Genomic DNA, 21,940 nt, shown 5'->3' on the forward strand with positions numbered 1-21,940 from the left:
AATGAAGATACTTCTCGTCGAAGACGATCCGCAGCAGGCCGCCTACATCCGCAGGGGGCTGCAGGAAGCGGGGCACATCGTCGACGTCGCCGCCGACGGGCGCGACGGCTTGTTTCTCGCCACTACCGAAAGCTACGACGTCCTGGTCCTCGATCGCATGCTGCCGCGCGTGGACGGCCTCACGGTGCTGCGCACGCTGCGCGCGTCGAACGTTGCGACGCCCGTCGTCATCCTCAGCGCGCTGGGCGAAGTTGATGACCGGGTCGCCGGCCTGCGCGCCGGCGGCGACGACTACCTGGTGAAGCCGTTCTCGCTGATCGAACTCGTCGCCCGGCTGGAAGCCCTGGCGCGCAGGGGCGCGGTGTCCGGGGCCGGCGGGCCGAACACGCGGCTCGCCGTTGCCGACCTGGAGATGGATCTCCTGCGCCGCAGCGTCACGCGCGGCGGTCGCAAGATCGACCTCAAGCCCAAGGAGTTCCAGTTGCTCGAGTTCCTGCTGCGCCATTCGGAGCAGGTGGTCACGCGCGCGATGCTGCTCGAGGCCGTCTGGAACTACCATTTCGATCCCCAGACCAACGTCATCGACGTGCATATCTCGAACCTGCGCGCGAAAATCGATCTGGCTGGCCTGCCGCCGCTGATCCATACGGTGCGCGGCGCCGGCTACCGCCTGAGCACCGATGTCGCGTGAGACGGCGCCGGGCGGGCTGCGCGCCTGGTTCGGCAGCCCGTTCCACCGCTTCGCCCTCGCCCTGCCGGCCGCGATCGCGCTGATCGTGGCGATACTCTTCTATCCGCTGTTCCGCGAGGCCGAGGGGCATATCCGCGATGAGGTGCGCGCCGCGATCACGCTCGAGATCAACGGTCTCGATGAGCACTTCCACGAGCGCGGACTGGCCGGCCTGCGCGACGCCCTGCAGCGCCGCGTCGACGCGGCTGCGGACCGCGACGCCGTGTATCTGCTGACCGACCGCGAAGGGCGGGCCGTGGTCGGCAACCTGGCCGCCTGGCCCGACGGCGTGCCGGTGGCCGACGAGGCGTGGTTCCACGTCCGCGAGCCCGACGGCAGCACGCTGGAAGGGCAGGTGTTCGTGCTGTTCGGCGGCGACCGCCTGCTGGTCGGGCGGCATTCGCCGCTGGAGTCCTTCCAGCAGCACATGACGACCCGGCTGTGGGGCTCCGCGGCGCTGATCATCGTCGTCGCGGCGGCGATCGGATGGTTCTTCATGCAGCATCTGCACCGCCGGCTGGAGACGCTGGCGCGCGAGGCGGCGCGCATCCAGGAAGGCCACCTGGCGCAGCGCCTCAGCCTGAGTGCACGCAATGACGAGCTGGACGCGCTGGCGCGGCGCTTCAATCGTGCCTTCGACGAGATCGAGCGCCTCGTCGATGCGTCGCGGCACGTCTCCAGCGCGATCGCGCACGACATGCGTCGTCCGCTGATCGCCCTGCGGCGGGCGATCGACGAGGCGCGCGAGGCTGCCGCGGCGGACCGGATCCTGCGCGAGCGGCTGGAGGGGCTGCGAGTGCAGACGGACGCACTGCTGCGCACCTTTGCTGCGCTGTTGAGCCTGGCGCGCATCGAGGCCGGCGCGCTCGGGCCGACATGGCAGCCGGTGGACCTCCGCGCCGTGGCCGCCGATGCGATCGAACTGTACGAACCGGTGGCCGCCGCCGAGGGCAGGGAACTCGTCGGTACGCTGGCGCCGGCAACGGTGCGCGGAGATCCGGACCTGTTGTTTCAGGTGCTGCAGAACCTGATCGAGAACGCGCTGAAGCACGGGGCGGGGACGATAGCGCTCGATCTCGCGGCGGGCGAAGGCCGTGTCGTGCTGAGCGTGCGCGATCATGGTGCGGGCGTTCCCGACGCCGCGCTGCCGCGGCTGTTCGAGCGCTTCTTCCGTCTCGACGAGAGCCGCAGTGCGGCCGACGGGGCCGGCGTCGGCCTGGCGCTGGTGCGGGGCATCGTCGAGGCCCACGGCGGGCGCGTGTCGGCGCTCGATGCCGGCCCGGGCCTCGCCATCGAGGTCGTGCTGCCTGTCGACGGCGCAATGCCTGCGTCGCTTGACTGATGCCGCCGGACGTTCTATTTTTCGTACGTCCCAAGGGGGAGTAGCTCTCCGCCGCGGCGTCGTCAATCCGGCAGTCCCCGTGCAGGGGTTGCCCGGCGCCCGGGCAGTCGTTTCCCGACGGCTGCGAGCAAGACCTTTGCCGCGATGGCGGAGGTCCCCTTGTCGTATCCACGGCCCTTCGTCCTCGCAGGACAAAGGGCCGTTCTGTTTTTGCGCCTGCGGTGCGGGCAGGACGGGCTGGCGGATCCGGCAAGGAGGGAATTTATGGAAACAATCGGTACATGGTGGATGTGGGCGGGCTTCTTCGGCATCGTCCTGGCGATGCTCGCGGTGGACCTGTTCGTCGTCGGCGGGGGGCGCCAGCATCGCGTGAGCTTTCGCGAGGCGGCGACCTGGTCGGCCGTGTGGGTGGCGGTGTCGCTGGCCTTTGCGGCAGGTTTGTGGGGCTACCTCGACGGTTCGCTCGGGCGGGAGGTCGCCAACCAGAAGACGCTGGAGTTTCTTACCGGCTACCTGATCGAGAAGTCGCTCGCGGTCGACAACGTATTCGTTTGGCTGATGCTGTTCGGCTTCTTCGCGGTGCCACTGGAATTGCAGAAGCGCGTGCTGGCGTACGGTGTGCTCGGGGCGATCGTGCTGCGGACGGCGATGATCTTCGCCGGCGTGTGGCTGATCGCGAAGTTCCACTGGATCCTGTATGTGTTCGGCGCTTTCCTGCTCTTCACCGGCGTGAAGATGTGGTGGTTCGCCGAGGCCAAGCCCGACCTCGCGAACAACCCGCTGATCCGCTGGCTGCGCGGGCACATGCGTATCACCGACCACCTCGAGGGCGAGCGCTTCTTCGTGACCCGCGGCGAGGGCGGGCGCCTCGTGCGCTACGCGACGCCGCTGTTCCTCGCGCTGGTGCTGGTGGAGATCTCCGACGTGATCTTCGCAGTGGACTCGATCCCGGCGATCTTCGCGATCACGACTGACCCCTTCATCGTGCTGACTTCGAACGTCTTCGCGATCCTGGGCCTGCGGGCGATGTACTTCCTGCTCGCCGGCATGGCGGACCGCTTCTCGCTGCTGAAGTACGGCCTGGCGCTGGTGCTGGTGTTCATCGGCACGAAGATGCTGCTGATCGACCTGATCAAGATCCCGGCGGGGGTGTCGCTTGGCGTTGTGGCGGTCATCATCGCGACGTCGATCCTGCTGTCGCTGCGCAGGGAGCGCAATGCGGGGGAGGCTGAAGGGGAGGCGGTGAGCGAGGGGCGCGGGGCTTGAGTGCGGCTGCGCGGTGAACGGAAACGGGGCAAGCGCCCCGCCGGATGCGGCGGAGGCTTGCCCCGGGGTGCGAGCCGGGTACGGCTTAGATGATGGTCACGTCTTCGGCGGTGAGGGTTGCGCCGACGTTGAGCTGCGCGACTTGCACCGCCCCGCCGGCCCCATTGGCGTCTGCATCGTAGTACAGCGCTCCCGTGGTGCTATCGAACAGCAGGAAATCATCCGCTTCGACCGCAACAGCGCCGCTGACCAAGCTGCCGGCCGCGAGCGCACCATCCGTAGTGAATGCCGTGAACACGCTGTTGTCGAAGGCGAGCATGTCGTTGCCGTTGCCGAAGTCCGTGATGGTGTCGACACCTGTCAGATCATCGAACAGGAACACGTCATCGCCCGCGCCGCCGGTCAGTGTGTTCGAACCCGCGTTGCCGTCCAGGACGTTGGCGCCTGCGTTGCCGGTTGCGCTGAACGCCCCGGTACCCGTGAGCTCGATGTTCTCGACATTGGCGAGCTTCGCGAGACTGAAGTCGGACGATGCGATCACCGTGTCGCTGCCGCCGCCAGCCTGCTCGACGATCTTGTCCTTGGCGTTGTCGACGACGTAGGTGTCGTTGCCCGCACCGCCAGCCATGTTGTCCGCATCGGTGCCGCCGTCGATGAAGTCGTCGCCGTCGCCGGCCTTGATCTTGTCCTTGCCGGCGCCGCCGGAGATGTCGTCGTTGCCCGCACCGGACATGATGACGTCGTTGCCCGAGCCGCCGTCGATGATGTCATCGCCGTCGCCCGCGGTGACCTTGTCGTTGCCGTCGTCGGCGGAGATCACGTTGAGGCCGTTGCCGGCGATGATGTTGTCGTTGCCGCTGCCGCCGTGGATCTCGTCGTTGCCCTCGCCGCCGGTGAGCTTATCGTTGCCGTCACCGCCGTCGAGGAAGTCGTCATCGGCGCCGCCGTCGAGGTGATCATTACCCTTACCGCCGATCAGGTCGTCGAAGCCGTTGCCACCGAACAGCTTGTCATTGCCGTCGTCGCCGTCGAGGATGTCGTCGCCGTCACCGCCGGTGAGCTGGTCGTTGCCCTTGCCGCCGAGGAGGTCGTCGTCGCCAGCCAGGCCGAAGAGCTTGTCGTTGCCGTCATTGCCGTCGAGTTCGTTGTTGTCGTCGCTGCCGGTGATGCTGTCGCTCCCGCGCGAGCCGACGACGTTCTCGATGCTGACGAGGGTGTCATTGCCCTGGCCACGCGAGGTTCCCGTCGTCAGGTTCACCGTGACGCGCGCCGACGAGTCGTCGTAATGGATAGTGTCGTCGCCGCTGGTGCCCTCGTGGGTGTCATCACCTTTGCGATCGCCGTGATCATCAATGTCTTCGCCGGGCATCAGGTCCTCGACGAAGTCCTCGAACTGCTCGCTATTGGCCCGCAGAGCGTTGAATTCGGTCGTCGTCATCGACAGACCGCCGATCAGGAGCATCGAATTGTTGCTTGCATCGCGGAAGTTCAGACTGTTGATGGTGCCGCTGCTTAGGTCGCTTGTCAGGTTGACGCCGGTGATCACGAGGGTGCTCGCATGCGGCAGGTCATCGCCCTCATAGGTCAGTCCGAGGATGATCTCCGTCGTCGAGGACGAGATTACGGTGGTGGAGCTGATGTCGCCGACCAGGTCTTCGACTTGGCTGTTGGTCAGAGTGGTATCAATCGTCGTTGCCATGTGCAGTCTCCCAACAAGGTTCTACAGGGTTGTTCGAAAGGTGATGCGGATTCGGCTTTGCGGTCGCTCACCGGTTGCGGCCGACTGTTTCATCCTGCGGGTGCATGGATTGCCGACTCATCTGGCTGATACATGCGTGTGGTAAAAATTCCCGCAGATCCGTAGATCGTAGTGTAATCCCCATCCCGAGAGAGGTTGGGAGAGATTGAAAGCAAATGTTTCAGCTGCCCGCGACCTCGTGGTTTCATCCTGGTTGTCGGCGCTGCAGGTGCGAATAGCATGTTGCGGGCAGTCCGCAGCCTTCGCTATGTAGCGCGAAGGGACTCCTGTTACAACTTCGCCGCCGACGAATGGCGCCCGGCGCGCGACGTAAGGAGGGGGCGCCGTGGCGTGATGCCTTACCGGTCCGTCGGCAGCCGCGATGACCAGTGCGGCGCTTGCGCGTGTAAGCTGATTGCATGGTGCTGGGGCATGGAGCGCGGAAGTATGGCAGGTCTGCTTTCCACGACTGTGACAGTTTGTTCCGGGTTAGGGCCGGAGATGGCGCAATGAGCGGCGCGGCGGCGCTCAAGGCGCGCGAGCTGGCGAAGATGAAGCGCGTGGCGCTAGCGCTGCTCGCCACGGTGACGCTGCTGTTCGTGCTGGCGCGCCTGCAGCACGGCGTGGGTATCTGGGGCTGGGTCGCGGCCTTCGCCGAGGCGGCGATGATCGGCGCGCTCGCGGACTGGTTCGCCGTCGTCGCGCTGTTCAGGCGTCCGCTCGGCCTGCCGATCCCGCACACGGCGATCATCCCGGCGAACAAGGAGCGCATCGCCGGCAACCTCGCGGCCTTCATCCGCGACAAGTTTCTTGCCACGGATACCATCGTGCGCAGGATGCGGGCTTTCGATCCGGCCGGCCGCATGGGGGTGTGGCTGCAGCAGCCGGACAACGCGGCGATGATTGCCGGCAAGCTGGGGTCGGCGCTGGCCGGCTGGCTCGATTTCATCGACGATGCGCGCGTGCGCCGCTTCCTCGCCGCGGCGGTCCGCGGGCGGTTGAAGGAGGTCGACCTGTCGGAGGTGACGGGCAGGATCCTCGACGCGATGACGGCCGACGATCGCCATCAGGAGGTGCTGGACGCGGCCCTCGCGCGCCTGGCGCGCTGGCTGGACGACCCCGAGGTGCAGGCGGCGTTCGCGGCGATGATCGTCGAGGTGGCGGGCAAGGAGTATCCGAAGGTGTTGCGGACGGTGGGGCTCGTGACCGACACCGAGGAATTCTCGCGCCGCATCGCGGCGAGCCTGGTGCGCGGCATCAACGGCTGGTTGCACGACATCGGCGACGACCCGCAGCATCCGCGCCGGCAGGCGTTCGATGAGTCGGTCGCGGAATTCATCGAGCGCCTGAAGACGGACGCGGACCTCGCCGCGCGCATCGAGGCGGCCAAGCGCGACCTGCTCGCGCACCCGGCGATGGCCGAGTACCTGAACGGCTTGTGGGACGACATGAAGAAATGGCTGCGCAGCGACCTGCAGCGTGACGACTCGCAGCTCGCGGGCCGGCTGCGCAGCGCGGCGATGGCCTTCGGGGCGACGCTCGCGGCCAACCCGGCGCTGCATGAATCGCTGGACGATCACCTGCAGTCGGCGGTCGTCGCGCTCGCGGACGACTTCCGCGATGGGCTGGCGGATCACATCGAGTCGACGATCCGCGGCTGGAAGGACGAGGACTTGGTGCGCGAGCTGGAGCTGAGCGTGGGGCGCGACCTGCAGTTCATCCGCCTGAACGGGACGCTGGTGGGCGGCGCGATCGGCCTGTTGCTGCATGCGCTGACCTTGCTGGCGACGCGGCCGGGGTAGCGGGCGCTCCGCGAGGGGCGGGTTTCACGATGTCTTGACATGTGTTCGACGGGCGTTTGACGGCCTCCGCGCGATGCTGGCGCGATTGTGAAACCGTCCGATCCACGCACCTGGAAATCGCCCATGCCCTTCACCCAGACCCAGCTCGTGCTGAGACGCTACTACGCACTGCTCTATGTCGCGGTGTTCGCGATGATCGCACTCTTCTGGCCGCATGCCGAGGTCGGGTCGTCCGGCGCGCGCGTGTTCCTCGTCGCGGCGACGGCGGGCTACGCGGCCTTGTACGTCGCCCCGCTGTGGATCCTCAGCTCGGCGCTGGGCCGGTTGCTGCGCAGCTTTCCGGGATGGCGGGTGCGCGTGCCCTACGGGGTGGCCTTTGTCGGCGGCAGTGCCGTGCTGCTGGCGATCTTCGCCGACTACCGCCTGTACGAGCTGTACCAGTTCCATTTCAATGCCTTCGTGTGGAATCTGCTGACGACCCCCGGCGGCATCGAGGCGCTGGGCGCAACCGAGGCGACGACGCGTTCGCTCGCGCTGCAGGTATCGGTGTTCCCGATCCTGTGCGGCGCAGCGCTGGCGCTGCTGTACCGCCGCGTGACGCACGGCTGGGCGCCGTCGCCGCGCACGCTCGTTGCGGCCGTGCTGGTGCTGTTTTCGGTGCTCTCGGTGGAGGAGGTCGTGTATGCCTACAGCGAGCACGTCGGCAAGGAGGACTACCTGCAGGCGGCCGAGGCCATCCCCTTCCACCTGCACACCGGCGCGCGCAAGGTGTTCAAGCGCATGGGCATCGAGCAGGCGGCCGTGAAGGAGCTGCGCCTGGCGGGCGGTACGGTGGACTACCCCGGCCATGACCTCCCTGCGAAGGAGATCGCGAAGCGGCCCAACCTGATGATGCTGGTGGGCGAGTCCTTCCGCTGGGATCTGCTGAGCCCGGAGATCACTCCCAACCTGTGGAAGCTCTCGCAGGAGGGAACACGCTACGAGCAGCACTACAGCGGCGGCAACCGCACGCGCATGGGCCTGTTCTCGATGTTCTACGGCTTGTATGCGCCTTACTGGTACAGCTTCGAGCAGCAGCGCGTCGCCCCTGCGCTGATGAACTTCCTGCGCGACCGGGGCTATCAGCTGGCGATCCATACCAGCCAGAGTTTCGACTATCCGGAGCTGCGCCATACCGTGTTCTCGGGCGTGCCGGAGGCGAACCTGCAGGAGCTGAAGCAGGGCGAGCCGTGGCGGCGCGACGTGCGGAACATCGACGACCTGATCGGCAAGTTCGACCGCCGAACTGCCGACAAGCCCTTCTACGGCTTCATGTTCTTCGAGTCCACGCACGCGCCCTACACCTTCCCGGAGGAAACCGCGCTGCGCCAGGACTACCTGCGCCAGCTCGACTACATGAAGCTCGACCTGCGCGACAATATCGACGCGATCCACGCGCGCTACATCAACGCCGCGCATCACGTCGATGCGCAGATCGGACGCCTGCTGGATCACCTGCGCGCGCAGGGCGAGCTCGACAATACGGTGATCCTGTTCTCGGGCGATCACGGCGAGGAGTTCATGGAGAAGGGCCACTGGGGCCACGGCCACGGCAACACCTTTCCCGAGGAGCAGATCCGCGTGCCGCTGGTGATCCGGCTGCCCGGCCAGCAGCCGCAGGTCGTCACGCACCGCACCTCGCACCTGCAGATCTCGCCGACGCTGCTGGAGTACCTCGGCGTGACCGCCCCGTCGCGCAGCTACAGCTCCGCGGATACGCTGGACCACACGGCGGACAATCTCGTGCTGGGCGAGTACGACTACATGGGGATCTTCGACGGCGAGCACAAGATCTCCTTCCCCTACACGCGCAGCTCCTTCTTCCGCTACAGCGTGTTCGATGCGCAGGATCATCCGGTCGCGCGCGAGGAGGGCAAGCAGGTGCTGGCGGAGAAGCAGTCGCTGCTCGACGCGGTGGTGCGCGAAAGCAGGCGTTTCGTGCGGTAGTACCGGCAACCGCGCCGCGACCTCGGCGGGACGGGCCGGCCGGCCATGCATAATGTGGGCGACGAGCCCACGATGGTCCGGCCAGATGCTCAATGTCCCCAACACCATCACCTTGCTGCGTGTCGCGCTGATCCTTCCGCTTGCCGTGCTGCTGCGGCGAGGCGAGTTCGGGATCGCGCTGGCTCTCTTCGTCGTGTCGGCGCTGTCCGACCTCGCCGACGGCCTCATCGCGCGTCGCTGGAATCTGCGCACGCGTTTCGGCGCGATCGCCGATCCTGTCGCCGACAAGCTGACGATGCTTACGGTGACGCTGCTGCTCGCGTTCGACGGGCGGCTGCCGTGGTGGCTTGCCGCGGCGGTCGTTACGCGGGATGTCGTGATCGTGGGCGGCGCGCTCGCCTATCACTACCTGATCGGGACGGTGGAGATGGCCCCGAGCACGGTGTCGAAGCTCAATACGGCGCTCGAGTTCCTGCTGCTCGCGAGCGTCCTTGCGATCGGCGCGGGATTCGTGGCTGGCGGGACGTGGCTCACCGCGCTCACGCTGACGACCTTCGTCACCATCCTGTGGTCCGGCTCCCACTATGTGTTGGTGTGGGGCCGACGGGCGTCACGGGCGCGACGCAGCCGATCCGCGCAATCCTGACCCGCCGGGCAGCGGAAGGCGTCAGGCCTCGGCCTCGTCCTCGTCCGGTTCGTTTCCTTCGATGCAGGCGAGCGCCGTTGCCGCGCGCTGTAGTGCCGGCAGGAACTGCAGGGCCTTTTCGCGCGTGAGCCGCATGATCGGTGCCTGGATCGCGAGGCCCATGTTGGACTGCTTGCGTTGCGTCGGGACGAGCACGCCGATGCACAGCAGGCCCGGCAGGAATTCCTCGTTGTCGAGCGCGTAACCGTTGCGCTTGACCTCCTCGATCTCGCGTTCGAGGGCGTCCACGTCGGTGATCGTGTTCGGCGTGAACTTTTCCAGCGGCGCGTAGGCGAGCAGGCGCCGGCGTTGGGCGGGCGTCATCTGGGCGAGGAAGAGCTTGCCGGTGGCGGAGCAGTGGGCCGGCACGCGCGAACCCGGATGCAGGTAGAAGCGCAGCGGGGCGGTTGACTCGAGGCGGTCGAGGTACATCACTTCGCTTCCCGAGAAGGCCGTGATGTTGCAGCTCTCGCCGACCTCTTCGACCAGCTGGCGCAGCACGACGTGGCGCGCGCCGTGGGTGGTGCTGTTGAGCAGCAGGTTCTCCGCGAGACGGCGCAGGCGCACGCCGGTGCTGTAGTGGCGGCCGTCGCCTTCGCGATGCAGCAGGCCTTCGGACTCGAGCTGCTGCAGCATGCGGTGGAGGGTGGGTTTCGGTAGTCCCGTTTCTTCGACGAGGCCTTGCAGAGAGACCGTCTGGTCCTTGGCCGCAATGACTTCCAGCAGGCTGAAAAGCCGCATGGTCGGGGTGTCGCCGTCGATGCGGGCGGGTTCCGATGCGGAGGCGCGGGTGATCTTCATGGCGATCTCGCTGAGGTAAGTTTCGATAAATAATACACCACGTACCGGTTTATAAGAATACCCGTTGACTGTGCCCTGTTTTGCATCTAGAGTTTGATCAAGTTTCGAATAACGGAACGAAACGTATCGAAAGTTGTTTGTTTGTTGTTGCTGATGCGTATTACCGCCCCCGCGCCTGACCGGCATATGGGCGGCGACGTCGGCGGCGCGCGTGACCCGCGTCGCTCCGCCGGCGGTGCTCCATCCGTGGTATTTCCCTCCACGGCCCCGCTTCCCCGGACGGGGCCGTTACCTGGCCGGAACCGAGTCGTCTCCCAACCCCTGCGGTTCCGGCATTTTTTTGGTGAATGGAATGAAAGCGATCAACCGCATCATCGAGACCGCACGCGCGAAACCCCGACGGATCGTGCTCAGCGAGGGCGACGACCCGCGCGTGCTGCAGGCCGCGGTGCGCGCGACGCGCGAAGGCACGGCGAAGATCGTCCTCGTCGGCAGCTGCGCCGCGATCGAGGCCTGCGCCTACCGTGAAGGGCTGGATCTGGCAGGCATCGAGCTGGTCGACCCGGCGCGTTCGCATCTCACCGAGGGTTTCGTGCGCGTGCTGCTGCGCCTGCGCGCGCACAAGGGCATGACGCACGAGCAGGCCCAGCGCGACGTGCTCGACCCGCTGTGCTTCGCGAACTTGATGGTGCGCCTGGGGCATGCGGACGGGTCGGTGTCGGGCGCGGTGCGCACGACTGCCGACGTGGTGCGTACCGCGATCCAGATCATCGGCCCGGACAAGTCGTTCAAGCTCGTGTCGAGTTTCTTCCTGATGATGTTGTGCGAGCCCTTCCACAGTCTGAAGGGCGGGTTGATCTTTTCGGACTGCGGGCTGGTCGTGGACCCCGATGCGGAGGAATTGTCGGAGATCGCGATGGCGGCGGCCGACAGCGCGCGCAGCCTGCTGATGGAAGAACCGCGCGTCGCGATGCTGTCCTTCTCGACGAGCGGCAGCGCGAAGCATGCGGCTGTGGACAAGGTGGTGGCGGCCGCGCAGCGCGTGCGCGAGATGCGCCCGGGGCTCGCGATCGACGGCGACGTGCAGCTCGATGCGGCCATCGTGGCCGAGATCGCCAACCGCAAGCTGCCGGATTCGCAGGTGAAGGGGCGGGCGAACGTGCTGGTGTTCCCGAACCTCGAGGCGGGCAACATCGGTTACAAGCTGGCGGAGCGGGTCGGCGGCGCGGTTGCGATCGGGCCGCTGCTGCAGGGGCTGGACAAGCCGGCGAACGACCTGTCGCGCGGCTGCAGTGCCGACGACATCTTCTACGTGATCGCGGTGACGGTCGTGCAGGCACAGGCGGCGGACGCCGCGCGGCAGCGCGAGACTGCGGCCGCGGTGTGAGATGGACGGCGGGACGCAGCTCGCGCTGCTGCTGATCGTTGCGGTCGCCACCTATTTCCAGACGGTCACGGGCTTCGGCCTCGGCATGATCGTCATGGGGGCGACCAGCGGCATGCAGCTCGCTTCGGTCGCGACTGTCGCGGCGGTCGTGAGCCTGGTGTCGCTCGCCAACAGCGTCGTCGCGCTGCCCGGTCGCATGCACGGCATCGACTGGCGCGCGGCACGGGCGGCCATCCTGGGCATCCTGCCCGCGATCGTCGCCGGCGTGGTGCTGCTCGATTTTCTGAGTGCCACGGCGGCCGGCATCCTGCAGCTTCTGCTCGGCATCGTCATCATCCAGGGCAGCGTCGGCTTCGCCTTGCGCCCGGTGCAGCTCGACGAGCGCTCGTCGGATTTCAGCTTCGCCGCCAGCGGCTTCTTTTCGGGGCTCAGCGGCGGGCTCTTCGGCGTCGCGGGGCCGCCGCTGATCTTCCAGTTCTATCGCCAGCCGATGGATGCGGTAGCGGTGCGCAACATTCTCCTGCTGCTCTTCTCGGTCACCTCCGCGACCCGCTCGGTCTACCTCGGCGTGCAGGGCCGGCTCGATGCGGAGATCTGGACGGTGTTCGCGCTCGCCTTGCCGGTGGTGGCCCTCGTGACGATCGTCGGGCGTCGGTACCCGCCGCCGCTCGCCGCGCGCACGATGCGCCGCCTCGTGTTCATGCTGCTGATGGCGATCGGTGCCTATCTGGTGATGTCGGCACTGCCGACAATCGTGGCGGGTTGGTAGCGTCGCTGTGGCGTACTCGCCCGTTGATGCTCATATGGCAATTGGCAATAACGATATGGGGTTCTAATAACCAGAGTTCGAGTATCCTCCACTTCGATATTTCGTCGTTCAGAGTTGGAGGCCCACGATGTCCGAACTCCTTGGCGTTGCCGCTGGCGTGTTGACCTTCGTGTCCGCCGCTTGCGTCCTCGGGCGCATGCGCAAGCAGGAAGGGCTCGCCTGGCTGGAGAGCCGGCCCCAGGATGTGGCGCGCCTGTATCTGAGGTCGGCATCCGACGTCGATGCCTACTGGCTGCACGTGGAATTCCGCAATGGCCGCAAGCGCATGGTCGCGGCGCCGTGGGAGATCGAAGACGCGTTGCGCCGCCTGGCGCCGCTCGGGCTCAGGCTGTCGGCGCAGGACCGCGAGGCGCTTGCGCGCCTGCATCACCGGTGAACGCCGCGCTCCGCAGGCGACGGGGCTATTCCGCCGGTGCGTCAGGTTCGACTGCGCCGGCCGCGGCCCGGCCGCGCTGCTTGGCCGCGATGAAATCGCCGCGGGGAATGTAGAGCAGGTCGCCGAGCTTGCGCATGAGGTGGTTCTCGTGATGGCTCAGCGTGCCATCCGCGTAGGCCACCTGCCACAGGTATTCGACCATGCGCAGCTTCTGCTCAGCGCTGAAGCCCTTGTTGAGGCGTGACGTGAAGCTGTAGAGGTCCGGCGCATCGCGCGAGGTCGCGTCTGCGAGGTCCATCAGGCGCGCGAGCTCGTCGTCGCCAAGGGGGAACTTGTTGCGCAGGGCCTGCACGACGGCCGTGCGCTCGGCCGGCGAGTAGTCCTCATCCGACCGCATCACCTCGACGAGGAGCACCGCTGCTGCGAGCTGAAGTGCGTGATCGGGGCCCTTGGCGGCGGCCGCACTGGATGGACCAGCGGTAAGGGAGTTGAATAGATCCCGCAGGTTGGCAAACATCGTCGTCGAGCGCTCCCATTCGAACACGAACGAGGGCTCAGTGTAGCGCGAGGCGCGAACGGGTTTCGCACGAGCGGCCAAGAACCCTCCAATCGCATAGGAGTTTACGGACGAGAGTGGCGATGCCTCGGCCCGAACCGCTGCTTACGGTGTCGAGATGTTCAGCACCCCCTTGTATAAGTTCGCCTTCTCCCACGGGTCGTCGATTTTCTCGAAATGTCCGGTACCGGAGGCTCCCTTGTAGAGACCGCTACCACTGAGCACCGTGTAGCGGCCGAGCATCGGCTTGCCCGGCTCGACAACGCCTTCGAAGCGCAGCGTCAGACTGGAACCGTCGGTGAAGGTGTAGGTGCTGTAGCCGTAGAAGGGCCCGGCGCCGTTCCGGAAATCGAACGAGAACGTAAACTCCTTGTTGGCGATGCGTCCGTCCGCGAACACGGCGGTACCGGCGTAGCGGCCGGTGCTGACCATCTGCCCCTCGACCTCGGCGATCTTTTCAGTCTTCACGTCGATGGTGCGGGTGACCAGCTGGAACCTGAGCTCCTGTTCCGCGGCCAGGCCGAGCGCGGGCGCGGCCACGAGCGCGGCGCCCAGGAGAAACCCGCGCAGCCGTCTGCGCAAGGGGGAACCCCCCGCGCTGCAATCGATGGCATTGTTCATGTCGATCTCCCCGGTCAGTTGTCAGGACGCTAGCGCGTGGTGGTCGCTCCGTCGCCTGGCGCGCTCGCGAGCAAGGGGTGGCCGGCATCGTAGGTCCGTGTCTTCACGTAGGGATTGAGCCACCCGCCGCGATCGAGCAGCGCCCGGGAGTAGCCGGCGAGGGTCGCCGTCATGACCGTGTCGGCCGATTGTGTGCCGTCCTCGTGACGCATCGCTGCTGCGAGGGGATTGCTCCACGTCCCTCGTTCAGCAAAGCCGTCCATGGTTTGTCTTGCCTGCGTGACAAGAGGGTCGGCAGCCGGCTCGGCCGACACGGCTGCGGTTGAAAGCGACAGCAGCGTGCCCGCTCCGAGTGCCCCGATGATTCCGATCAGTCGTTTCATGTTCGCCTCCATTCCTCTGGCGCGCCGGCTCGAACATGCCGCCGGGCCGCCATGATTTTTTCTATGCCGCCGCCCGCGAATCGGCCTGACGATCGTCTGACGAATCGCTGATTTTTTTATTCACACGAAAAATCAACGTGTTATGAATCCGTCGCGGCAGGTTTTCGGTTGGCGGAACAGCACCGAAAGCCGGCGAATGGGCCGGATGTCGTTACGGTTGCCCCGGATGCCGGCATGGTCTATCCGTAAATTGACCGGCTTGCATCCGGCCCAGGGGGCTCAATGGATTCCTTCTTCCTGCACGACTGCCGCATCCGTCCGTCCGAGCGCATCATCGAGCGCAATGGCGAAGCCCAGCGCATCGAGCCGCGGGCGATGGACCTGCTCCTGTTGCTCGTCGCGCGGGTGGGCGAAGTCGTGACCCGCCAGGAAATCGAGGATCGACTGTGGGAAGGCCGCGTGGTCGGCTACGACGCGCTCACCCAGACGGTGGCGAAGCTTCGACGCGCGCTGGGCGACGATGCCCACGAGCCGAGCTTTCTGCTCACCATCCCCAAGGGCGGTTACAAACTCGCGGTGGCTCCCGAGACGCGAGACGCAGGCGAACAGCGGCTCGCAGTGGCGGAGGCGCCGTCCCTCGCCGCACCGATGGTGCCCGCCAACGCGGCGCCGCGCGGCCCAAACCGCCTGTGGCGCCTCATGGGCGGAGCGCTCCTCGTGCTCGTCGCCATCGCCGGCATCGGGTGGATGAGCCAGGAGGCCCCGCCCGCGGCCCGGCCGGCTACGGCCCTGGAGCGACGGCCGGCCCTTGCGGTACTGCCATTCCTCGATCGCAGCAATGACGACGACTACGCCTACGTCGCCGACGGCCTGACCGAGGATCTCATTACAACCCTGACCCATATTTCAGAGCTCAACGTGCTCGCTCTGACCTCGACCACCGGATACAAGAGCCAGCCGTTCGACGCTGCAGCGGTTCGGCGTGCGCTCGGCGCGCGCTACGTCGTCACCGGGGCCGTGCAGGCGGATCAGGCCTCGCTGCGCGTTCATGTGCAACTGATCGACGCGGAAAGCGAAAGCAATCTATGGGCGGAGAAGTACGATCGACCCCGTGCCGAATGGTTTGCCTTGCGCGACGAATTGGCCGATGCGATCTCGTCGCGAGTGCTCCCGAACGTGCAGGAGGCCGAGAAGCGCCGCGCGCGCCGCAAGCCGACGGAGAACCTGGATGCCTACGATCTCTTCCAGCGGGCGCGGAGCGAGAAGCACAAGCTCACGGTCGACAGCGAGCGGGAGGCGGTGACCTTGCTGCGCCGGGCGATCGAGCTGGACCCGAATTTTGCCGAAGCCCACGCCTTGTTGGGTTGGGTGGGCGCCCTCGAAAGGCTCTTCGGCGGAACCGGCGCGTCCTATGAGGAGTCGCTCGCGCAGGTGCAGCGCAGCCTGGAGCTTCACCCGCAGCTTTCGATCGGATATCAGGCGCTCACGCAGGTGCTGACCTTCATGAAACGCTTTGAAGAGGCGACCCAGGCCGGACTGCGGGCGATCGAGATCAACCCCAACGACGCCGAGAACCACATCTTCTACTCGCGCGCGGCATCGACCGCGGGGTATTACGAGCCGGCGGTGGCGGCCGCCGAGCGGGCGGTCGCGCTCAACCCGATGTATCCGAAGTGGTACCCCTACATCTTCGCCCGGGCGCTGTACGCGGACGGACAGATCGCGCGGGCGGTGGAAATCTGCGCCGACGGGATGGCCCGCCAGCCATTCGTGGCAACGACGGTGACCTGCATCGCGGTGTTCGAACGCGCCAGCCGTCACGACGAGGCCGCGGCCCATGCACGGACGCTCAACGCGGCGCCGATACCGATCACGGTGGCGCACGCCCAGGATTCATGGGGATTCCGCGAGGCGGCACTCAACGAACGCTTTGCGGACGACCTGACGGCGGCAGGCCTGAGGCGGTGATCAGCCGATCGACCTCAGTGGGGCGGCACACTTTCCCGGTCGGCGCCCCGAAGCCGACGGTGCTCCCCGCTTACGTCTGAGTGGGCACCAGCCGCCACGCGTCCGATTCGATCGGCAGCCAGGCTTCGATGGCGGCGGTTGCGACGACGTGGAGCATGTCCTGCTCGGGGTGATGCACGTCGAGGCCGCCGAAGACCACCTTGACCTCGGGGCGGCCGCGCGGGAGTTCGGCGCGCACGATTTCGGCGTCGACGAGGTCCGGGCGTTGCACACCGATCGTGACCTGCACGCGCATGTCCTGGGTGTCGTAGCCCAGGGTGCGGAACAGCGGCATCACGGAGTGGTGCAGGGCGTCCTGCACGGCGCGGCAGGCGGCCTTGGTGTAGTCGCCACCGAGGAGGTCGTTGCCGGTGCCCATTTCGAGGATCAGGCGCTTTTCAGGCATGGGCGGGCTCCAGGTCGAAGGAGACGATGACGGCGGCGTTGGCGATCACGGTCACGCCAGTGCCGTCGTGCTTGGGGATGTCGAGCCCGCCGGGCACGAGCCTGATCGTGGGCTTGCCGTAGGGGAAGACTTCGAGCAACGGCGCGAGGTCCACCGCTTCGGGTTTCTGGATGCCGATCTCGACGTCAATCAGCATCTCGTCCTTGGGGAAGCCGAAGGCCGAGGCGACGTTGAGGGAGTTGTGCCACAGCGCGTCGCGGATCGCGCGTGCGGCGGCCTGGGTGTAGTCCTGGCTGCGGATCGAGGTCCCCATGCCGAACTGCACCACCATGCGGGTCTTTGCCATGCTTTGCCGGTCTCCTGGTCGGTGGATGGGCGCGCTCAGCGGTGGGCGTGGCCGCCGATGAGCTGCACGATTTCGGGGAAGAGCGTGTTGTCCAGCCCCCGCGTCAGGTCGGCCGCGAGGCTGCGGCGGTAGAAGGGGCTGAGGTCCAGGCCCACGCCGAGGCCGAGGATCTCGACCGCCCCTTCGCGGCTGCGCCGGGCGACGACGTCCTTGAGGTGATTGTCGAGGTAGAAGGGGTCGTTGGCCAGCCCCGTGGCGCTGTCCGAGGGGCAGCCGTCGGAGATCACGATGAGGATGCGGCGGGCCTCGGGGCGGGCGAGCAGGCGGTTGCACGCCCAGTCGACCGCTTCGCCATCGATGCCTTCGCGGAAGAGGTCGCCCTTGAAGAGGGCGGCGATGTCGGTGCGCGCGCGGCGCCAGTTGCGCTCGGCGTCCTTGAACACCATGTGGCAGACCTCATTGAGCCGCCCGGGGTGCGGCGGGCGGCCGCGGCTCATCCAGTCGCGGTACGCGCGCCCGCCGTTCCACGCGCCGGTGGTGAAGCCCAGCAATTCGGTGGCGACGCCGATCATGTCGAGGGCGCGCAGCAGCGTGTCGATCATCACCGCGACCGGCTCGATGTGCGCCTTCATCGAGCCGGAGCAGTCGAGCAGCAGGCCGACGATGCAGTCGGACTGCGGCAGGTGGCGCTCCTGGCGGAAGACGCGGCGCTCGGCGGGCGAGCTGATGACCTGCGCGAGGCGGCGGCCGTCGATGTGGCCTTCCTCTTCGCCGAAGCGCCAGCCGTCGCGCGCGGGGCGGGTGAGGACGGCGGCGAGCTGGCGTGCGAGGCGTGGCAGGTTGAGCCCTTGTTCGGCGACGCAGCGATCCAGCCGTTCGCGGTACTCGCGCAGCAGCGCGCGGCGCACGAGCGTGCCGGCGGCGACCTCGGTGTCGAAGCGGGTGGTGTACACGCGGTAGGCGAGGGCGGCGTCGGCGAGCACCTTGCTCGTGCCGGTGGTCGCGGCGGCGATGCCGTTGTCGCCGTCGCCGGCGTCGTCGAAATCAAGCAGCAGGGCGAAGTCGCGCGTGGCGGGTTCGTCCTGATCGGCCTTCTCCCCGTCTTCGGCCGCGGCCTGCTCGGCGTGCACGCGCTCGCCGACGATGCGCGCGATCTCCAGTGCGTGCGGCGCGAAGGCGGCCTGATCGTGGCGCTGGCGGCGGATGCCCGCGAGCGACGTGCCCATCGCGGAGACGAGGCCCATGCGGGTGCTTTCGATGTAGTCCTCGGTGTCTTCGAGGACGGGGCGCGTGGTGAGGCGCGACCAGCACATCTGCGCCACGGTGTACAACAGGATGCCGACGCTGCCCTCGGTGAGGCCGGAGCGGTAGAAGGCGCGCGACCAGCTCACGAAGCGCTCCTGCAGGTTGTGCGCCATGCCGGGCATGGCGGCGGGCGCGAGGGTTTCGACGCGCAGTTGTTCGAGCAGCTCGAAGACGAGACGCTCGACCGGGTCGGCGGGGGCGAGGCGGGCGTGCAGGGCGGCGTCCGAATGCAGCAGGCGCAGGGCGATGCCGTCGGCGGCGGCGCGGCAGTCGGCGAAGGCGTCGGTGCCGGCGTCGATGCGCAGGTGCGGCGCATGCACGGGCACGCTGCGTTCGCCTGCATACAGGCGGCGCCCGCGGTAGTGCAGGGCGGGGCGGCCGGTGAGCGCGCGCAGCGTCGCCGCGCACAGCTCCTCGACGCGCTGCTGGCGCCGCGCCTGTTGCTGAGCGTTGGGCGCCGGGGCCTTGCTCACGCTGCGGCCTCGCGCATCCAGGATTCGTCGAGTTCCGTGCCGAAGCAGCGCTGGTAGTACTCGGCGACGATGGGGCGTTCGGCCTCGTCGCACTTGTTGAGGAAGGACAGCCGGAAGGCGAGCGCCGGGTTGCGGAAGATCTCGCAGTTCTCCGCCCAGGTGATCACTGTGCGCGGCGACATCAGCGTCGACAGGTCGCCCGCGGCGAAGCCCTTGCGGGTGAGCTCGGCGACCGCGACCATCGCGCGCACGAGTTCCCGGCCTTTCTCGTAGTTCTTCGCCGGCACGCGCGCGAGCACGATCGCCACTTCCTCGTCGGCGGGCAGGTAGTTGAGCGTCGCGACGATGTTCCAGCGGTCGATCTGCGCGTGGTTGAGCACCTGGGTGCCGTGGTACATGCCCGAGAGGTTGCCGAGGCCCACGGTGTTCGAGGTTGCGAACAGGCGGAACCAGGGATGCGGGCGGATCACGCGGTTCTGGTCGAGCAGCGTGAACTTGCCGTCGCGCTCGAGGATGCGCTGGATCACGAACATCACGTCGGGGCGACCGGCGTCGTACTCGTCGAAGATCAGCGCGACCGGCCGCTGCAGCGCCCACGGCACGATGCCTTCCTGGAATTCGGTGACCTGGCGGCCATCGCGCACGACGATCGCGTCCTTGCCGACGAGGTCGAGGCGGCTGATGTGGCCGTCGAGGTTCACGCGCACGCACGGCCAGTTCAGGCGCGCGGCGACCTGTTCGATGTGCGTCGATTTGCCGGTGCCGTGCAGCCCCTGGACCATCACGCGGCGGTCGCGCGTGAAGCCGGCGAGGATGGCCAGCGTGACGTCCGGGTTGAAGCGGTAGGCCTCGTCGATCTCGGGGACGTGGTCATCGCGGGTGCCGAAGGCGGGCACCTGCAGGTCGGAATCGATTCCGAACAGCGAGCGGACCGAAACCAGCTGGTCCGGTGTGTCGAGGGCGAGTTCCGTCACGGCAGTCTCCTGGGGGCGTCTTGTGCGATTCATGATAGTCGCGTTCCGGTAAAAGGTACAAGAAGTTCCGGAAAGAGAAATTTAGCTTGACGCCTGCGAGGCTTGATCCTACATTCACATCAAAACAGCGAATCCGTGCATAAGGCTGAACGATTGGCCCGCGACCGGACGCGCAAGAAGACGACAAGCATCGGTTGCGGCCTTGCGGGCCGCGCCAACGGAGGAGACGGACGTGAAACCGGAAGCTGGAAATTCGGCTGGGCTGCAGCACGGCCTCAAGCAGCGGCACATGACGATGATCGCGCTGGGCGGCGTGATCGGCGCAGGCCTCTTCGTGGGCAGCGGCGTGGTGATCAAGTCGGCCGGCCCGGCCGCGGTGCTGTCCTTCCTGCTCACGGGCGGGCTCGTGGTGCTGGTGATGCGCATGCTCGGCGAGATGGCTGTGGCGATGCCGGGTGTCGGCGCCTTCTACGAATTCGCCCGCACCGCGTGGTCGGACCGGCCCGCGGTCGGCAATCTCGCCGGCTTCCTGACCGGCTGGATGTACTGGTACTTCTGGGTCATCGTCGTCGCGCTCGAAGCGGTCGCCGGGGCGGATCTGGTGCGTTACTGGCTGCCGGACGTGCCGGCCTGGATCATCAGCCTGGTCTTGCTGGTGACGCTGACGATGACCAACCTGATCTCGGTGAAATCCTTCGGCGAGTTCGAGTTCTGGTTCGCATCGATCAAGGTCGCGGCGATCATCGTGTTCCTGTTCCTCGGCGGCCTGTACGTGCTGGGGATGTGGCCGGACGCCACGGCCAGCGTCGCCAACCTGACCGAGCACGGCGGCTTCATGCCGAACGGCATCGTGCCGGTGCTGACGGGGGCGGTTGCCGCCACCGGCTTCTACTTCGGTGCCGAGATCGTCACGGTCGCCGCGGCCGAGACAGCGGAGCCCGAGCGCGCCGTCGCGAAGGCGACGAGTTCGGTGATCACCCGCGTGCTGGTGTTCTACGTAGGCTCGGTACTGCTCGTCGTATGCCTCGTGCCGTGGAACTCCAGTGCGATCTCGACGCCCTACGTCAGCGCGCTCGACGCGATCGGTATTCCGGCCGCGGCGCAGATCATGAACGCGATCGTCCTGACCGCGGTGCTGTCGGCGCTGAACTCCGGCCTCTACGCCTCCTCGCGCATGCTCTTCGCGCTGACGCGCCGCGGCGATGCGCCGATGGTGCTGGCGAAGGTGAGCCGCAACGGCGTACCGGTGCCGGCGATCCTGATCGGCACGCTGTTCGGTTACGGGGCGGTGGTGATGTCGTACGTGTCGCCCGACACGGTGTTCGCCTTCCTCGTGAATTCGTACGGCACCGTCGCGATCTTCGTCTATGTGTCGATCGCGGTTTCCCAGCTGCGCCTGCGTGCCCGTCTCGAGAAGGAAGATCCCGCGCGCCTGCGCGTGAAGATGTGGTGCTATCCCTATCTCACCTGGGTCGCGATCGTCGGCATGCTCGCGATCGTCGTCGCGATGGCCTTCATCCCCGAGCAGCGCACGCCGCTGCTGCTGGGCGTGGCGAGCCTGGGCATCCTGCTTGCCCTGTACGGCATGAAAAGCCTGTGGTTGGCGAAACCGGACATCGCCCCCGTCGTGATCGACACGCAGGCTTTCGAGCGATCCTGATCCCTCCGTGCGCGGGGTAGGGGCCGTCACCGGCCCCGCGCCGCCGCGCTTCGGCAGAAAACGGCATCCGTCGCCGATTGGCGCGGATGCCGTTTTCACGTCCACGCCCTGCCGATCCTGCTGCACTTGGATGTAATTTCAAAATAAGAGACAAATGGTTCAGAAAAACGAAATTTATGTTGACGTCTCAAAAATGTCGACGTACATTGAACTCAAGTATCGAATATCGGAACGCTAGGTACCGAAAACGATATCTTGACTTCGCGA

20 protein-coding genes are annotated in these 21,940 nt (G+C 66.8%); 11 read left to right on the forward strand and 9 right to left on the reverse strand.

Annotated features, from left to right (window positions below; genetic code table 11):
* Position 1 precedes the first annotated feature (1 nt).
* From GO615_RS06360 to GO615_RS06370, 3 genes are all read left to right on the forward strand, one after another.
* On the forward strand, positions 2–691 hold the full coding sequence (locus GO615_RS06360; protein ID WP_169126202.1) for a response regulator transcription factor: 690 nt from the start codon (positions 2–4) through the stop codon (positions 689–691).
* Positions 681–2,072, forward strand: a complete 1,392-nt coding sequence (locus tag GO615_RS06365; RefSeq protein WP_169126203.1) for a sensor histidine kinase — start codon at positions 681–683, stop codon at positions 2,070–2,072. Before GO615_RS06360 ends, GO615_RS06365 begins: the two co-directional genes overlap by 11 nt.
* Positions 2,073–2,336: 264 nt before the next feature.
* A complete protein-coding gene (locus GO615_RS06370; RefSeq protein ID WP_169126204.1) occupies positions 2,337–3,338 on the forward strand; it encodes a TerC family protein in 1,002 nt (333 codons plus the stop codon).
* Between the two features lie 85 nt (positions 3,339–3,423).
* On the opposite strand, the gene GO615_RS06375 is transcribed toward GO615_RS06370, so the two are convergent.
* A complete protein-coding gene (locus GO615_RS06375) occupies positions 3,424–5,037 on the reverse strand; it encodes a calcium-binding protein (protein WP_169126205.1) in 1,614 nt (537 codons plus the stop codon).
* A gap of 548 nt (positions 5,038–5,585) precedes the next feature.
* Between GO615_RS06375 and GO615_RS06380 the strand changes: the two genes are divergently transcribed.
* The 3 genes from GO615_RS06380 to GO615_RS06390 all read left to right on the forward strand — a co-directional run bounded on the left by GO615_RS06380 (position 5,586) and on the right by GO615_RS06390 (position 9,510).
* Positions 5,586–6,878, forward strand: coding sequence for a DUF445 domain-containing protein (locus GO615_RS06380; protein WP_169126206.1), 1,293 nt, complete (start codon positions 5,586–5,588; stop codon positions 6,876–6,878).
* Positions 6,879–7,001: 123 nt separating this feature from the next.
* Positions 7,002–8,864, forward strand: coding sequence for a sulfatase-like hydrolase/transferase (locus GO615_RS06385; protein WP_169126207.1), 1,863 nt, complete (start codon positions 7,002–7,004; stop codon positions 8,862–8,864).
* Positions 8,865–8,949: 85 nt separating this feature from the next.
* Positions 8,950–9,510: a CDP-alcohol phosphatidyltransferase family protein gene (locus GO615_RS06390; RefSeq protein WP_169126208.1), complete on the forward strand. Its 561-nt coding sequence runs from the start codon at positions 8,950–8,952 to the stop codon at positions 9,508–9,510.
* A 21-nt stretch (positions 9,511–9,531) separates the two neighbouring features.
* Here the strand turns inward: GO615_RS06390 and GO615_RS06395 are convergent, their stop codons facing one another.
* On the reverse strand, positions 9,532–10,350 hold the full coding sequence (locus tag GO615_RS06395; RefSeq protein ID WP_169126209.1) for an IclR family transcriptional regulator: 819 nt from the start codon (positions 10,348–10,350) through the stop codon (positions 9,532–9,534).
* Positions 10,351–10,702: 352 nt separating this feature from the next.
* Here GO615_RS06395 and pta point away from each other — a divergent pair, with 352 nt between their 5' ends.
* From pta to GO615_RS06410, 3 genes are all read left to right on the forward strand, one after another.
* On the forward strand, positions 10,703–11,737 hold the full coding sequence (gene pta / locus GO615_RS06400; RefSeq protein WP_169126210.1) for a phosphate acetyltransferase: 1,035 nt from the start codon (positions 10,703–10,705) through the stop codon (positions 11,735–11,737).
* A 1-nt stretch (position 11,738) separates the two neighbouring features.
* The gene (locus GO615_RS06405; RefSeq protein ID WP_169126211.1) at positions 11,739–12,506 is read left to right on the forward strand and encodes a TSUP family transporter; all 768 of its coding nucleotides are present in this window, start codon (positions 11,739–11,741) and stop codon (positions 12,504–12,506) included.
* A 127-nt stretch (positions 12,507–12,633) separates the two neighbouring features.
* The gene (locus GO615_RS06410; RefSeq protein WP_169126212.1) at positions 12,634–12,942 is read left to right on the forward strand and encodes a hypothetical protein; all 309 of its coding nucleotides are present in this window, start codon (positions 12,634–12,636) and stop codon (positions 12,940–12,942) included.
* A gap of 25 nt (positions 12,943–12,967) precedes the next feature.
* Here the strand turns inward: GO615_RS06410 and GO615_RS06415 are convergent, their stop codons facing one another.
* From GO615_RS06415 to GO615_RS06425, 3 genes are all read right to left on the reverse strand, one after another.
* Positions 12,968–13,540 (reverse strand): tellurite resistance TerB family protein, encoded by a 573-nt coding sequence (locus GO615_RS06415; RefSeq protein WP_246262174.1) that lies wholly within the window; start codon positions 13,538–13,540, stop codon positions 12,968–12,970.
* Between the two features lie 63 nt (positions 13,541–13,603).
* Complete coding sequence (locus tag GO615_RS06420) at positions 13,604–14,119, reverse strand: hypothetical protein (RefSeq protein ID WP_211166971.1); 516 nt, start codon at positions 14,117–14,119, stop codon at positions 13,604–13,606.
* 29 nt (positions 14,120–14,148) lie between these two features.
* Positions 14,149–14,502, reverse strand: coding sequence for a hypothetical protein (locus GO615_RS06425; protein WP_169126213.1), 354 nt, complete (start codon positions 14,500–14,502; stop codon positions 14,149–14,151).
* A 282-nt stretch (positions 14,503–14,784) separates the two neighbouring features.
* Here GO615_RS06425 and GO615_RS06430 point away from each other — a divergent pair, with 282 nt between their 5' ends.
* On the forward strand, positions 14,785–16,470 hold the full coding sequence (locus GO615_RS06430; protein ID WP_169126214.1) for a winged helix-turn-helix domain-containing protein: 1,686 nt from the start codon (positions 14,785–14,787) through the stop codon (positions 16,468–16,470).
* 70 nt (positions 16,471–16,540) lie between these two features.
* On the opposite strand, the gene GO615_RS06435 is transcribed toward GO615_RS06430, so the two are convergent.
* Genes GO615_RS06435 through GO615_RS06450 form a run of 4 tightly spaced genes read right to left on the reverse strand, consistent with a single transcriptional unit; the run spans position 16,541 to position 20,013 of the window.
* Positions 16,541–16,915, reverse strand: coding sequence for a Lin0512 family protein (locus GO615_RS06435; protein ID WP_169126215.1), 375 nt, complete (start codon positions 16,913–16,915; stop codon positions 16,541–16,543).
* The gene (locus GO615_RS06440; protein WP_169126216.1) at positions 16,908–17,261 is read right to left on the reverse strand and encodes a Lin0512 family protein; all 354 of its coding nucleotides are present in this window, start codon (positions 17,259–17,261) and stop codon (positions 16,908–16,910) included. Before GO615_RS06440 ends, GO615_RS06435 begins: the two co-directional genes overlap by 8 nt.
* 35 nt (positions 17,262–17,296) lie before the next feature.
* The gene (locus GO615_RS06445) at positions 17,297–19,039 is read right to left on the reverse strand and encodes a cobaltochelatase CobT-related protein (RefSeq protein WP_169126217.1); all 1,743 of its coding nucleotides are present in this window, start codon (positions 19,037–19,039) and stop codon (positions 17,297–17,299) included.
* Entirely contained in the window at positions 19,036–20,013 is a 978-nt protein-coding gene (locus GO615_RS06450) for an AAA family ATPase (RefSeq protein WP_169126218.1), read from the reverse strand. The genes GO615_RS06445 and GO615_RS06450 overlap by 4 nt, the downstream gene beginning before the upstream one ends.
* A 232-nt stretch (positions 20,014–20,245) precedes the next feature.
* Between GO615_RS06450 and GO615_RS06455 the strand changes: the two genes are divergently transcribed.
* On the forward strand, positions 20,246–21,673 hold the full coding sequence (locus GO615_RS06455; RefSeq protein WP_339380149.1) for an amino acid permease: 1,428 nt from the start codon (positions 20,246–20,248) through the stop codon (positions 21,671–21,673).
* Positions 21,674–21,940 lie beyond the last annotated feature (267 nt).

This window comes from Aromatoleum evansii (assembly GCF_012910805.1).
Classification (GTDB): Bacteria; Pseudomonadota; Gammaproteobacteria; order Burkholderiales; family Rhodocyclaceae; genus Aromatoleum; species Aromatoleum evansii.